The following is a 13,106-nucleotide window of genomic DNA, read 5'->3' as shown; positions in this document are numbered from 1 at the left end:
TTGAATTCATGACTGTAACAGAAGCAAGTGCTCCGGGTAAATTGTTCATCGCTGGAGAATATGCGGTAGTGACGCCTGGCCACCCGTCGATTTTGGTTGCCTTGGATCAGTTCATTACAGTATCTTTGGAAGAAGCCGATACGACCGGGACGATTCGTTCGGCGCAGTATGGCGGATTGCCGATACCTTGGACCCGTGAAGAGGATCAGTTGGTCATCGACCAGCGCGAAAATCCGTTCCTCTACATTACCGAAGCGGTCAAGGTGACGGAACGCTACATCAAAGAATCCGGTATTCCGTTATCCTATTTCCATCTGTCCGTGAAGAGCGAGTTGGACAACGCCAGCGGAAAAAAATACGGGCTGGGATCTAGCGGTGCGGTGACGGTCGCGACGATCAAAGCTTTGCTGAAATTTTATGCGATCGATCCGGAATTCGAATTGGTCTACAAACTGGCCGCTTTGGCACACCTGTCCGTCAAAAGCAACGGTTCTTTCGGCGACATTGCCGCTAGCACCTACGGCGGCTGGATCGCTTACGCCTGCTTCGACAGGGAATGGGTGATGAAAAAGGCAGCCGAGCTGACGCTCACCGAGTTGTTGGAATCTGCCTGGCCGCAATTGATGATCCGGCCATTGACACCACCAGCCAATCTGCGTTTGGTGATCGGCTGGACCGGCTCCCCGGCTTCGACCACCCATCTCGTCGACCGCGTCAACGATGTCCGCGGAGGCATCGATGACTTTTACACAACATTCCTGGAGGCCAGCAAAAAGTGCGTGAACGCTATGATCTCCGCTTTCGAACAAGGCGATCTGCAGGCGATCCAGGCCGGCATCCGGGAGAACCGCTTGCTGCTGAAACAGTTGACTGCGCATACCGGTGTCGTCATCGAAACGCCCCCATTGACGCAATTATGCGATTTGGCCGAGAAGAATCTCGGTGCGGCAAAATCATCCGGTGCCGGCGGTGGAGACTGCGGCATCGTCATCATCGACAGGCAATCGGGCATCATCCCTTTGATTTCGGAATGGGAAAAAGTCGGGATCATGAACCTGCCGTTGCACGTCTTCAGCTACGTGCGAAGTGCAGTAGCCATCGATTGGAAAGGAGCTTCCGAATGACGCTTGATTCAAACAGAAAAGATCAGCACGTCGATTTGGCCGAAAAACAGTATGAGCCAGCCACCCTTTCCGATTTCGGCAAGATGCGTTTTGTTCATCATTCTCTGCCCAATCTGAAAGTTGCGGATATTTCGCTGCAGACGAAGATGGCCGGGATGAACCTGGCTGCGCCCTTCTACATCAACGGCATGACCGGCGGCAGCGAACGGACCAAACAGATCAATGCCGATCTTGCGATGGTCGCGAAAATGACCGGCTTGGCGATGGCTTCCGGTTCCGTCAGCGCGGCGTTGAAGGATCCCAGCGTGAGTGATAGCTTTTCGATCATCCGCAAAGTGAACCCGAACGGCCAGATAATGGCGAATATCGGAGCGCACCATTCGCTTGAGAATGCCAAGCGCGCCGTGGATATTCTCGAGGCTGATGCTCTGCAGATCCACATCAACGCGCCGCAGGAAATGATCATGCCCGAAGGCGACCGCGATTTCACGATGTGGCTGCGCCAGATTGAGGAGATCACGGCGCATGTCGGCGTTCCTGTCATCGTGAAGGAAGTCGGTTTCGGTATGAGCCGGGAAACGATCCAACAATTGATTGCTGTTGGCGTCGGAACGATCGATGTCTCTGGCAAAGGCGGCACGAATTTTGCCGCGATCGAAAACGCAAGGCGAACAGCAATAGCCTATGACGATCTGGAGAACTGGGGCCAATCGACGTTAATCTCTTTGCTTGAAGCCGATGTGCATCGCGGAAAAGCGGAGTTCCTCGCATCCGGCGGCATCAAAACACCGTTGGATATCGTCAAGGCGTTGAGCCTGGGCGCGAATGCTGTTGGACTTTCCGGCCAGTTCCTGCATATGGTCCTGAAAGATGGACCGGAGAAGACGGCCGAAACTGTTGAAGCCTGGAAAGAACAGATGACGACGGTTATGGCGATGCTTGGCAAAACCTCGGTTGCCGATCTGTCTCGAACAGACCTCATCTTTCAACGGGATATCCTTGACTGGTGCGACATGCGCGGGATCGATTTCCGTCAGTACGCCAATCGTTCAGTGAAGTAACCTGAAATAAATAGAAACAGCACGCGCCAGCGAACGGTAGAATGATACCGATCGCTGGCGCGTTTTTTGTTTGGTGGGTGTTGCAGGTTTGGGGTTACGGATGAACAACCGACAAATCATCGCTTCGTCAGCTGTTCAGGGAAACACTTGATACGTTCAGTCAACGCATTCGGTGTGTCTTGACTGTTCGCGACAACGCTTGATACGTTCAGTCAACACATTCGGTGTGTCTTGACTGTTCGCGACAACGCTTGATCCGTTCAGTCAACACATTCGGTATATCTCGGCTGTTCGCACTAACATTTCATCCGTTCAGTCGACATATCAAGCTTTTGTTCCGCATCCGGTAACTTCAGCGAACTCAAACTAGCACCTCGTCAAAAAAAGAGGCCCATCCGCAATTGGATTGAACCCCTCCCTTAAACAATTATTATTCAGCCAATTCCACAAACACCGCATCGGCTTTGACTTCTTCCGGAATCGTCAAGCCCAGTTCGTCCACTTTGGCTTGGTTGATGTAAACGGAATTCTCTTTGACCAGTTGGACCGGATAAGTCGCCGGATCCGCGCCCTTCAGGATGTCAACCGCGATTTGGCCGATTTGCGTTCCCATACCGTATTGGCTTGGGGCAAAAGTAGCAACGCCGCCATCTTTCACCATCGTGTCAGCCGCCGGGAAAACCGGGATGCCGAACGCATCGGCTGCATCCACCAAGGTTGCCATTCCGCTCGCGATGACATTATCGTTCGGTACGTAGATTGCGTCCACTTCTTTGGCCAGACTTTCCGCCGCTTGGGCGATGTCGTTCGAAGTAGTGATCGTTCTCGTGACGACATCGAATCCTAAGTCCGCAGCCGCTTGCTCAGCGCGTTGGCCGGAGATGATCGCATTGTCTTCGGCAGTCGTGTACATGACACCGATTGTTGTGGCATCCGGCAGGAATTGCTTGATCAAAGCCATCTGCTCGTTGGAAGGTGTCCGGTTCGACAGCCCCGTTGCATTGCTGCCAGGAGCTTCCAAGGATTCAACCAAGCCGGCGCCGACTGGATCCTGGACCGCTCCAAGGATCACCGGAATCTCATCTGAGGCATTCTTCAGCGCTTGCGCGGCAGGCGTCGCAACACCAATCATGATGTCCGCATCATGGCTGACGAAGCTTTCGGCGATCGATTTCATGTTCGCTTGGTCCCCTTGCGCATTCTGGAAATCGATGGTGGCATTCTCGCCGTCGACATAGCCGGCCGCCGCCAACTCATCCATGATGCCTTCCGTGATCTGATCCAAGGCCGGATGCGTCGTCAGTTGCAGAATTCCGATGTAGACTTTTTCCTGTTCGCTTTCATTTGTTGCTTCTGAAGAATCTGCTTCAGAAGCTGTGTTTCCGCAAGCGGCCAATAACCCGATCGCCAATACCGAACTCATTCGTAACATGTTTTTCATCCCATTTTTCATCATCACTATTCCCCCATTTTTTTAAAATTCGATTTTTCGTACCCATCCTAATCCGGATCAAAAACGCGTTTTTGGATACAAAAAAACCGCAGAGACCCTGATAGTCTTTGCGGTGATGGTTTCCTGAATAAGTAAAAGAAGGAAAAATCCGCATAGACGCTAATCCAGATTAAATCTGAGGTTGCATCTATGGACAGTCCTGTCACACGATCAACCTACACTATGCGGCTTTGCCAGCTTTTACCGTTCATTGCTGTAACACGCGTGATCGTTTGCATTCGACTGCCTCCTCTTCTTTTATGCATTCATCATAATCAAGAAACAAAAGTATGTCAACAGAATTATGAAAATATGATGGCAAAACAATTAAAACAAGGGAAGTAAAATCAAAGTGCCCATACCATCAGACTGATGCCCACGATGCCGACGATGACGGAAAGGATCATGTTTTTTGAATAATAGGCCACCACAGCCGTCACAAGCGAAGGCAACAATTTGGCGTTTTCCAATATGTTCAAGGAAACATTTCCCTCCCAGAAAAAGATATCCGAAGCGATCAATGCCGAAAAAATCGAAACCGGCAGGAAGCTCATCCATTTCTGAAACCAGATCGGAATCCGCGCGTTCTTCAGGGCAACAATCGGGAGCCATCTCGGTAAAAAAGTCACCAACCCGCCTCCCAAGATGAGCCATAATGCTTTATCATCCACGCAAAATCCCCTCCTTTTCATCTTTCTTGTTCTGCAGATATAGCCCGAATCCGGAAGCCAAAACAGATGTCAGGACGATGGCGATGTTATGGTGCAGCAGGCTCATCAACAGGATCGCCGTGATGCCGGAAAATATTGCCGTCCAGAACACGATGCGGTTCTCGATTTGGGAAATGAGCAGGAAAATGAACATCGCAATGAGGATGTAGTTCATCACGACCGGCGACAAAGCGATGCTCTTGCCGGCCATCGCCCCAATCCCTGTGCTCAAGATCCAGGTAGTGTAGGCCATGACATTCGCTGCCATTGCTTTCGTTGGATTCCACATGCCATCGGTTTTGAAATACAGCGTGTTGACGGCGAACGATTCATCGGTGATTGTCTGCGCAAAGAACATGCTGAAAGCCGTGTTCTTCTCGCGGATTCTTTGGGCCAAGCTGGAACTCATCAAGAGATGCCTCAGATTGATGAAAAAGATCATGATCACCATTTCCAGCAACCCTGCCCCAGCCACTGTCATCGATGCGATCATGAACTGCGAAGCACCTCCGTAGATGAGTAGGCTCATCAGCATGACAGCCATCCAGTGATAGCCGGCTTGCTGCAGCAAGACCCCACAGGCCAACCCCATCGGAATGTAGCCGAAACAAACCGGATAGATGGCTTTCATCCCCTCCAGCCATTCTTTTTTCGACATATTGTCCCTCCTCTAATCAAAAATTCATGTTATGTTCCATTTTATCATATGCAGGGTGAAGAAATGGCGCGATTCTGCATATTTTCAGAAAATCGTCATTTCCTTTTACAGAAAACCGTTGATGCATTAGAATAGAGGAAATGCTCTATTTTGAAAGGGGGGACTGCTGTGTACTCCATTAGCACACTGGAAATTACGTTACGCTTGCTTGCGGCGGTCATCGTCGGTGGCGTCATAGGCTATGAACGCGAAGAAAACCGCCAAGCGGCAGGCCTGCGGACGAACATCATCGTTTCCGTTTCAGCTTGCCTCATCACTTTGATTCAGCTCGAAATCGCTTTTTACAGTCTGAACTTGGCGATTGCGAATCCGGATATCGCATCCAGCATCACGGTCGACTTTACCCGCATCATCGCCCAGATCGTCAGCGGCATCGGGTTCCTCGGTGCCGGCACGATCCTCATCACCAAAAGGGATACGGTCACCGGCTTGACATCGGCAGCAACGATTTGGACGGTCGCAGGTCTCGGGATTGCCGTCGGGATGGGCTATTATTTCCTATCTTTCATCGGCTGCCTGATTCTTTATGTCGTTCTGCATATCATCAAAAAACTCAGGACTTCCATAGGCGGGTTGCATGTGGAGATCCACTACCGGCACCGGGATCTGAAAAAGGCGATTGAATTGTTCCTTGCCGAAAACAACATCGAGACTTCGGACATGAAGTTTCTGATCGAGAATCCGGAGAGCGAGCAGCCAACCTACATCGTCATCTACGGGATCGGGTTGCCGCATTACTACAAGAAAAAGGATCTTGTGAACGATCTGATGAACATGAGCAAGGACATCACGAACGTAACCTTCGACCAATGAGAAAAGCATCCGAACTGCACACATTTAATCGTGTGCAGTTCGGATGCTTTTTTTTCAGTCTGTGATGACGCTATGGATCAAGGTGATTTCTTTTCTTTCTTCGCCGATGGAATAGGCTTCCTGAATCAGCTTTTCGGCCTGGCCGAAATCTGCTTTGTTGGCGAACATCCTGACGATTGCTTCGCCTTTTTGGACCGGATCGCCGACTTTTTTCAGGATCTTCAGTCCGGCCGCTAGATCGATCGTGCTTTCTTTCGTGGCGCGTCCGGCTCCAAGCAGCATCGCCGCCACGCCGATGTCATCCGCAACGATTTCCGTCACGTACCCGGATGCTTCAGCCAAAACTTCCTGTTGGCGCGAGGCTTGCGGCATCAATGAATAATCATCCACAACTGCCGGATTCCCGCCTTGGGAAGCTACGAAAACTTTGAATTTCTCCAACGCTTTACCGTTGCGGAGGTTCTCGGTAACCAGTGCGCGGGCTTCAGCCAAATCAGCCGCTTTTCCGCCCAGATAGACCATTTGGCTTCCCAATTCGATGCAGAGCGCCTCCAGGTCTTTGGGCCCGTTGCCCTTCAACGTTTCGATCGCCACTTCAACTTCCAAAGCATTGCCGACCGCCACACCCAGAGGCTGGCTCATGTCGGAAATGATTGCCATCGTTTTGCGGCCGGCGAGATTGCCGATTTTGACCATCGCATGGGCCAGCGCTCGCGCATCTTCTTCCGTCTTCATGAACGCACCAGCGCCAATTTTCACATCGAGCACAATCGCATCCGCACCGGCTGCGATTTTTTTGCACATGATCGAACTTGCGATCAACGGCAAGGAGTTCACGGTTCCGGTCACATCCCGCAGCGCATACAATTTTTTGTCCGCCGGGCAGAGATTGCCGGACTGTCCGATGACAGCGACTTTATTTTCGTTCACGATGGATGCAAATGTCTCTTCGTCAATTTCCACGTGAAAGCCGGGAATCGACTCCAACTTATCCAGCGTTCCGCCAGTATGGCCCAATCCACGTCCGCTCATTTTCGCTACCGGCACGCCGCAGCTGGCGACCAATGGAGCCAAAACCAACGTCGTCGTATCACCAACGCCGCCGGTTGAATGTTTGTCGACCTTGATACCTGCGATGGCGGAAAGATCGATCTGATCGCCGGACTCGGCCATGGCCATCGTCAATTCCATCCGCTCTTCATCGGTCATGTCCTGGAAAAAGACGGCCATCGCCCAGGCACTCATCTGGTAATCGGGAATCGACCCATCCGTGTAGCCGTCAATGATGAAACGGATCTCTTCTTTCGTCAATGCTTTGCCTTCTTGTTTCTTGATAATTAAATCTACCATTCTCATAGGCTCTTCCTCCATCTGAATCTGATTTTTTGAATATCAAGCTCCATGCAAAACGTTTTGTGCACTATAGTTGAAGCTTATCTTTTTGCTTCAATCACTTTCACGCCGTCTTTTGTACCGACCAAAACGGTATCCACACAATCAAGGAACAACCCATGCTCCACGACACCGGTCAGATGGATCAGGTATTCGGCGAGTGCCTTCGGATCCAAAATTTCACCCAGATGCAGATCGATGATGTTGTTCTTCTCATCAGTCAAATAATAATCCCCGCTTGCTGTCTTGCGGAATTCCGGATTGTAGCCTTTTTCGTTGAATTTATTGAACAGTTGGACCGATCCGTAGCAGACGACTTCCACCGGCAACGGGAAGGCGCCCAGATGTTTCACCATTTTGCTTTCATCGACGATCCAGATGACCTTCTTAGAATTGTCGGCAACGATTTTTTCGAACAGCAAAGCGCCTCCGCCACCCTTGATCCCTTGGAAATCTTCGCTGATTTCATCGGCTCCGTCCACTGTGATGTCGATGCAAGTCACTTCATCCACACTTTTTAACGGAATCCCTAACGACTCAGCCAATTCCTTCGTTTGGATCGAAGTCGTCACCCCAGTGATCTTCAATCCTTCCTCATTCACACGTCTACCGATTTCCTTCACAAAATAATAGGCAGTCGATCCTGTCCCCAGACCTACTGTCATACCGTCTTTGATGTATTCTGCAGCTTTTAATCCAACCAGTTCTTTTAGTTCCATATTCTCACGCGTTCCTTTCAGGATGATGAAGTCATTATATCATATGAAAAGGAAGCGTTACTATGCTGGAATGCCGATAATGAGAGAGCTTTTTTGTTCCCACATGGAAATTTCATTTTATGGATGAATCAAATACAGCGCATCCATTATTCAGGTGATTTACTTGCTCGATATTTTCTCGCATACCATTAGAATCTGCTAAAAAGCGTGTTGGTGTTCTGTCATTCCGACAGCCTTTTCGCTATAATGAGAGGCAAGCTTTCATGAACCAATAAGGAAAGGGGATCGGCATGAGCCATACATTCAGAAGCATTTTCGATATCATCGGTCCGGTGATGGTCGGCCCTTCCAGTTCCCATACTGCAGGCGCTCTGGCATTGGGGAAAGCGGCGGCGCAGCTGTTCGAGGTAAAACCTAAAAAAGTCACAATCCATTACTACGAATCGTTCGCGGATACCCATCTCGGGCACGGCACCGATTTTGCGATCCTTGGCGGCATACTCGGTTTTGCGGCGGACGATCCGATGATTCCGCAATCCCTCAAAATGGCCGAATCCCAAAAGATAGCCGTGACCTTCATCGAAGAAATCGGCGACTCTCCCGTCGGCCACCCGAACACAGCCACGATGGTGTTGGAACGGGACAAGAAAAAAATATCCGTCACGGGTAGTTCCATTGGGGGTGGTTCGATTGTTCTGAACCAAGTCGACATCGACAACTTCTCGATGCGGTTGGATGCGCATCTGCCTATCTATTTTATCCATCAGAATACGCTCCAATACCATCTTTACAGCGAAGCGGAATGGCAGAATTATTTTGCATTCAAAGGCTACCCCCTGAATGATATCCGCATTTTCAGGGAAAGTGATACCGAATGGGTCGTCCTCTATCTGGATACGGTCCCCACTAAAGAAATGATTTACGAAATCAACGAGATGCCTTTCATCGAAAAGGCGATACTGATCAGTTAGGAAAGAAGGAATACCGCTTTGTACAATAAGATTGCAGAATTGGTGACCGCCGCGGAGGAAAGCGGCAAACCGATTTCCGAATTGATGCTGCTGCAGGAAATGGCCAAGAGCCACCGGACGCGCACAGAAATTTGGGAACAGATGCGCAACAATTACCATGTCATGAAAGCCGCAGTCGAAAAAGGCTTGGCTGGCGATGGCGTGTTTTCCCCCACTGGATTGACCGGCGGCGAAGCCGTGAAACTTCGGAACTACCGCCAACGCGGCAACACGCTTTCCGGCGACGACCTGCTGATCGCAGTGGAGAGCGCCATCGCCACGAATGAAGTCAACGCTTCGTTGGGCATCATCTGCGCGACACCGACTGCCGGTTCATCGGGGACTTTGCCCGGTGTGATGTTCGCGATCAAGGATAAACTGGGGTTGACGGAGGAACAGATGGTCCAGATGCTGTTCTGCGCCAGCGGCTTCGGCATGGTGATAGCCAACAATGCCATGATCGCGGGTGCCGCCGGAGGATGCCAAGCCGAAGTCGGGAGCGCATCCGGGATGGCGGCCGCCGCGGCCGTCGAAATCGCGGGCGGCACGCCAGAGCAGGCATCGGAAGCGATGGCGATGGCCATCAGCAATCTGCTCGGACTCGTCTGCGATCCGGTTGCCGGACTGGTGGAGATTCCCTGCGTCAAGCGCAATGCGATTGGTTCTGTCAATGCCCTGATCAGCGCCGATATGGCCTTGGCCGGGCTGACGAACAAAATCCCCGCCGACGATGTGATCGAAGCGATGCGCAAAGTCGGGAAAAACCTTCCCGCCTCCCTGCGCGAAACTGGATTGGGCGGCCTCGCTGCCACTCGTGAAGGCGTCCGCCTGAAAATGAAGATCTTCGGTCAGCAGTTGGAAGTCAAGCCGGAATGGGTGGATGACCAGCCTCCAGTCAAATCCAATCCGTTCGAATAGCGGACGTGTCTCTCTTGATTGATTGACCTGAGATTCATCGTGCTGCATCCACATCAGATGTAGGAATGTCCGATAATCCGAATGAATCGGACATTCTCAACACATTCAGATCGTAGCTTGTCCGATAATCCGAATGAATCGGACATCCTGAACACTTTCAGATCGTAGCTTGTCCGATAATCCGAATGAATCGGACCTCCTCAACACATTCCTATCAAGTAAAAAGAAGAACGGCTGTCTCACTTTGGTATGCCACCCGTCAATAGGACAGTAAAATATTTAAACAGTTTTACAGACTGCTCCCCGTAATGTGGGGGCAGTTTTTTTGCATATATATATCTGCCGCGCTTACGCTTGGCGGCCCACACGTTTTATGAGCGAAGCACAACCCGCTCCCCTCACAAAACGTGAGGGGTCATTAGGCTGCCTCGAAATACTGGTCATGGAACTCCATCGGAGTCATGATATGCAGCTTTCTTTGAATGCGTCTATTATTGTAATATTCCATATAGTTGTGAATCATATCAATCAAAGAGGAACGACTCGTAAATTTGCGACGGTAATATTTTTCACGCTTGATGAGCGCCCAAAACCCTTCCATAGGGCCATTGTCAATACAACGAGCGACACGGGACATGCTTTGTATCATACCAGCCTCGCTTAAACGCGCACAGAATTGCTTACTTGTATATTGAAATCCGCGGTCACTGTGGAACAACGGCTGAGCTTCTGGCTCATTTTGTATGGCTGCATCAAAAGTCTGGAGGACTAGCGGCATATCGTTTTGATCACTGATTATGTATGCGACAATTCGACGGTCATAAAGATCCAAAATGGCACTCAAATATACTTTCTTGATTGCCGGTCCTTCGTAATACTTGAATTCGGTCACATCGGTCAACCATTTTTCATTTGGTGCGTCTGCACGAAAGTTCCGGTTGAGGCGATTTTCGGCGATATGATACGGATTCTGTGCACCTTTGGTGATGCTATTCGCACGATGTTTGATTCGGGATTGGATTTGTTGACTACGGCATAACCGAAGGGCGCGGTTGTCACTGATGATCATGCCATGGGTATATTCCAACTCATCGCGTATCCGACGATGACCCATATCGTCATGTTCTTCATGGATCTGTTTTGCCACTTCAGCGATTTGGTTGTTGCGAATTTCCCTTGGACTTTGTGGTTGCTCAAGCCAGCGGTAATAAGCGGAGCGTGTCACATGTAAGATTTCGCACATAACTTGCACCGGATAACCTTTTTCTGTATGGAATTGCTTGATGGTTTCGTACTCAGCTTGTTTTCTTATTTCGCTCAACGATTCCTCCTTTCTAATTCTTGGAATTTTTTTGTTACATCAAGTTCCATTTTTAGACGTTGATTTTCGCGTTTTAAACGTGCTAATTCGTCTTGAAGTAATTCCTCGGGAGTCCGGCTGGGCATTGTCCCTTTCCTGCGCCCACGGCGGTCTTCCAACCCTGCTTCTCCCAATTCCGCATATCTCTTTACCCATTGATAGACGTTTTGATAGGAGACTTGATATTTTATAGCCATAGCACCATAATCTTTTCCATTCTCTAAACAGTCCAACACAATTTTTAAACGCTCATCTATGGTTGTTATCCGACCTTTGCTCATAGTACTTCCTCCACTGGTTGTTTTGAAGTCTTTATGAGTATTATAATCCTTTAGCCAGTTCTGCAGTGGCGTTTTGCTCCGCAAACCATATTTTTTGGCGATTTCAATCATGCTGCCCAGGCCGTTCAGATAGTCCGTGACGGCTGCCAACTTTAACTCCTTGGAGTAATGACTGTTCTTCTTTACCGGTAAAAGGGCCGATGGACCGCCGTTCTCATAAAGTCTAATCCAATTGCGAATGGTCTCTTGAGATACTCCAGCGTTCTGTGCTGCCCTTGATATACCGATTTCATTTCTCACATATTGCTCGACAATGTTGACTCTGTTTTCGACAGATAATTTCATAGCTCTTTTAGACATAGAAAAAACCCCCATATAAGACTTGAAATAATTCAATGTCCTATATAGAGGTAGCATATCACTTGGAGACAGCCGTTCTTCTTTATTGGTATTAGTCTTTTGCTGCGATGGCTTCGATTTCGATGACGGCATCTTTCGGTAAAGCGGCAACCTGCACCAAAGAGCGGGCTGGTTTATGTTCGCCGAAGAAGGCAGCGTACGCGCCGTTGATAGCATCAAAATCATTGATGTCCTTCACGAACACGTTGACTTTCAGGATCGATTCCAACGAGCCGCCGCCCGCTTTGACGATCGTCAACACATTGTTCAAGCTGGCTGTTGTCGCTGCTGCCGGATCAGAAACAAGCTCCTTCGTTTCCATATCGATTGGTAATTGTCCGGATGAAAAGATGAAGCCGTTCTTTCTTGTTCCTTGCGAATAAGGGCCGATCGCTGCGGGTGCTTTGTCTGAGCTGATAAATTTAGTCAAGAGATTCCCTTCTTTCTTTTTAATCTTATTTTAATGATAGCACAACCTTGCGCGGATTGTGAAGCGGAATTTCTTCGAAAGACATTTTGAGTATACTGTGAGTGCGGCTGCCAAATCAATACAGTCCAACTGTTTTCAATCAGAAACCTTGGTAACAGATATTTCCCCTGTCAATTCTTTGATATGTTCTCCCCCTGAAACAGCTATTCCCAAATCATACAACCCCTGATAACGTCCAAAGCTGCCATAATACATAATGACATTTCCCCATGGTTCGAAATAAGCAAGTTTGCCAGCGGGGCCTTCTGCACTTGGAGTGTTACTGATATTCAGTTTTGTTGGCAGATAAAATATTTTTTCGTTGTTCCCATAATTCTCCACCCTTATTTTCAATGGAAGCTGATTATAGAGTGATTCTGCTGCAACACTATTATTTAGCATAAATACAACAGTATGCGTGTTATCTTGAACTTGTATCTGCATTTTGCTTTCTCCTGTCTCAATACGATTTTCTGATGATTGACTATCTTGTAACCTTGAATTCAAATCTGTTTCACCTCTTTCAGACGTTTGCCTAAAGCAAGCGGCTAATAGACTAACAGCGAAGAGCATGAAAGTTAGCAAGATTCTCTTTCTCATTATCCCGCCTCGCTTAAATGGAATTCTAGTAAGTTTCTAT

Annotated in this window: 14 protein-coding genes; 5 read left to right on the top strand and 9 right to left on the bottom strand. The window is 49.2% G+C overall.

Annotation, left to right across the window (positions count from 1 at the left end):
• The first annotated feature begins 8 nt into the window (after positions 1-8).
• On the top strand, positions 9-1,124 hold the full coding sequence (locus AC0J5I_RS09110; RefSeq protein WP_475299513.1) for a phosphomevalonate kinase: 1,116 nt from the start codon (positions 9-11) through the stop codon (positions 1,122-1,124).
• Positions 1,121-2,185: a type 2 isopentenyl-diphosphate Delta-isomerase gene (gene fni, locus AC0J5I_RS09105; RefSeq protein ID WP_475299512.1), complete on the top strand. Its 1,065-nt coding sequence runs from the start codon at positions 1,121-1,123 to the stop codon at positions 2,183-2,185. Before AC0J5I_RS09110 ends, fni begins: the two co-directional genes overlap by 4 nt.
• A gap of 430 nt (positions 2,186-2,615) precedes the next feature.
• Here the strand turns inward: fni and trpX are convergent, their stop codons facing one another.
• The 3 genes from trpX to AC0J5I_RS09090 form a co-directional block, all read right to left on the bottom strand.
• Positions 2,616-3,641: a tryptophan ABC transporter substrate-binding protein gene (trpX, locus tag AC0J5I_RS09100; protein WP_475299511.1), complete on the bottom strand. Its 1,026-nt coding sequence runs from the start codon at positions 3,639-3,641 to the stop codon at positions 2,616-2,618.
• Between the two features lie 383 nt (positions 3,642-4,024).
• A complete protein-coding gene (locus tag AC0J5I_RS09095; RefSeq protein WP_106450215.1) occupies positions 4,025-4,348 on the bottom strand; it encodes an AzlD domain-containing protein in 324 nt (107 codons plus the stop codon).
• On the bottom strand, positions 4,341-5,045 hold the full coding sequence (locus tag AC0J5I_RS09090) for an AzlC family ABC transporter permease (protein ID WP_475299510.1): 705 nt from the start codon (positions 5,043-5,045) through the stop codon (positions 4,341-4,343). The genes AC0J5I_RS09095 and AC0J5I_RS09090 overlap by 8 nt, the downstream gene beginning before the upstream one ends.
• Positions 5,046-5,213: 168 nt before the next feature.
• On the opposite strand from AC0J5I_RS09090, the gene AC0J5I_RS09085 reads away from it, so the two are divergent.
• Positions 5,214-5,918, top strand: coding sequence for an MgtC/SapB family protein (locus tag AC0J5I_RS09085; protein ID WP_475299509.1), 705 nt, complete (start codon positions 5,214-5,216; stop codon positions 5,916-5,918).
• A gap of 54 nt (positions 5,919-5,972) precedes the next feature.
• Here the strand turns inward: AC0J5I_RS09085 and AC0J5I_RS09080 are convergent, their stop codons facing one another.
• Complete coding sequence (locus AC0J5I_RS09080) at positions 5,973-7,274, bottom strand: pyrimidine-nucleoside phosphorylase (RefSeq protein ID WP_475299508.1); 1,302 nt, start codon at positions 7,272-7,274, stop codon at positions 5,973-5,975.
• Positions 7,275-7,351: 77 nt separating this feature from the next.
• Positions 7,352-8,029, bottom strand: coding sequence for a ribose-5-phosphate isomerase RpiA (rpiA, locus tag AC0J5I_RS09075; RefSeq protein WP_475299507.1), 678 nt, complete (start codon positions 8,027-8,029; stop codon positions 7,352-7,354).
• A gap of 290 nt (positions 8,030-8,319) precedes the next feature.
• Here rpiA and AC0J5I_RS09070 point away from each other — a divergent pair, with 290 nt between their 5' ends.
• A complete protein-coding gene (locus tag AC0J5I_RS09070; RefSeq protein ID WP_475299506.1) occupies positions 8,320-9,000 on the top strand; it encodes a serine dehydratase beta chain in 681 nt (226 codons plus the stop codon).
• Positions 9,001-9,018: 18 nt separating this feature from the next.
• On the top strand, positions 9,019-9,957 hold the full coding sequence (sdaAA, locus tag AC0J5I_RS09065; protein ID WP_475299505.1) for an L-serine ammonia-lyase, iron-sulfur-dependent, subunit alpha: 939 nt from the start codon (positions 9,019-9,021) through the stop codon (positions 9,955-9,957).
• Between the two features lie 418 nt (positions 9,958-10,375).
• On the opposite strand, the gene AC0J5I_RS09060 is transcribed toward sdaAA, so the two are convergent.
• The 4 genes from AC0J5I_RS09060 to AC0J5I_RS09045 all read right to left on the bottom strand — a co-directional run bounded on the left by AC0J5I_RS09060 (position 10,376) and on the right by AC0J5I_RS09045 (position 13,066).
• The gene (locus tag AC0J5I_RS09060; protein ID WP_475299478.1) at positions 10,376-11,278 is read right to left on the bottom strand and encodes an IS3 family transposase; all 903 of its coding nucleotides are present in this window, start codon (positions 11,276-11,278) and stop codon (positions 10,376-10,378) included.
• A complete protein-coding gene (locus AC0J5I_RS09055; RefSeq protein ID WP_475299477.1) occupies positions 11,275-11,958 on the bottom strand; it encodes a helix-turn-helix domain containing protein in 684 nt (227 codons plus the stop codon). Before AC0J5I_RS09055 ends, AC0J5I_RS09060 begins: the two co-directional genes overlap by 4 nt.
• Before the next feature lie 91 nt (positions 11,959-12,049).
• The gene (locus AC0J5I_RS09050) at positions 12,050-12,427 is read right to left on the bottom strand and encodes a RidA family protein (RefSeq protein ID WP_475299504.1); all 378 of its coding nucleotides are present in this window, start codon (positions 12,425-12,427) and stop codon (positions 12,050-12,052) included.
• A gap of 135 nt (positions 12,428-12,562) precedes the next feature.
• Positions 12,563-13,066 (bottom strand): cyclophilin-like fold protein, encoded by a 504-nt coding sequence (locus AC0J5I_RS09045; RefSeq protein ID WP_475299503.1) that lies wholly within the window; start codon positions 13,064-13,066, stop codon positions 12,563-12,565.
• Between the last annotated feature and the right edge of the window lie 40 nt (positions 13,067-13,106).

The organism is Trichococcus sp. TS_SC_9 (genome assembly GCF_056156325.1).
The sequence above is the reverse complement of the archived record's forward strand: the minus strand, read 5'-3'. Positions and strand labels throughout refer to the sequence as shown.

Coding starts and splice junctions, on each gene's coding strand:
- fni (WP_475299512.1), top strand. CDS start 1,121: ATGACGCTTGATTCAAACAGAAAAGATCAGCACGTCGATTTGGCCGAA.
- rpiA (WP_475299507.1), bottom strand. CDS start 8,029: ATGGAACTAAAAGAACTGGTTGGATTAAAAGCTGCAGAATACATCAAA.
- AC0J5I_RS09080 (WP_475299508.1), bottom strand. CDS start 7,274: ATGAGAATGGTAGATTTAATTATCAAGAAACAAGAAGGCAAAGCATTG.
- AC0J5I_RS09090 (WP_475299510.1), bottom strand. CDS start 5,045: ATGTCGAAAAAAGAATGGCTGGAGGGGATGAAAGCCATCTATCCGGTT.
- AC0J5I_RS09045 (WP_475299503.1), bottom strand. CDS start 13,066: ATGAGAAAGAGAATCTTGCTAACTTTCATGCTCTTCGCTGTTAGTCTA.
- AC0J5I_RS09055 (WP_475299477.1), bottom strand. CDS start 11,958: ATGTCTAAAAGAGCTATGAAATTATCTGTCGAAAACAGAGTCAACATT.
- trpX (WP_475299511.1), bottom strand. CDS start 3,641: ATGATGAAAAATGGGATGAAAAACATGTTACGAATGAGTTCGGTATTG.
- AC0J5I_RS09070 (WP_475299506.1), top strand. CDS start 8,320: ATGAGCCATACATTCAGAAGCATTTTCGATATCATCGGTCCGGTGATG.
- AC0J5I_RS09110 (WP_475299513.1), top strand. CDS start 9: ATGACTGTAACAGAAGCAAGTGCTCCGGGTAAATTGTTCATCGCTGGA.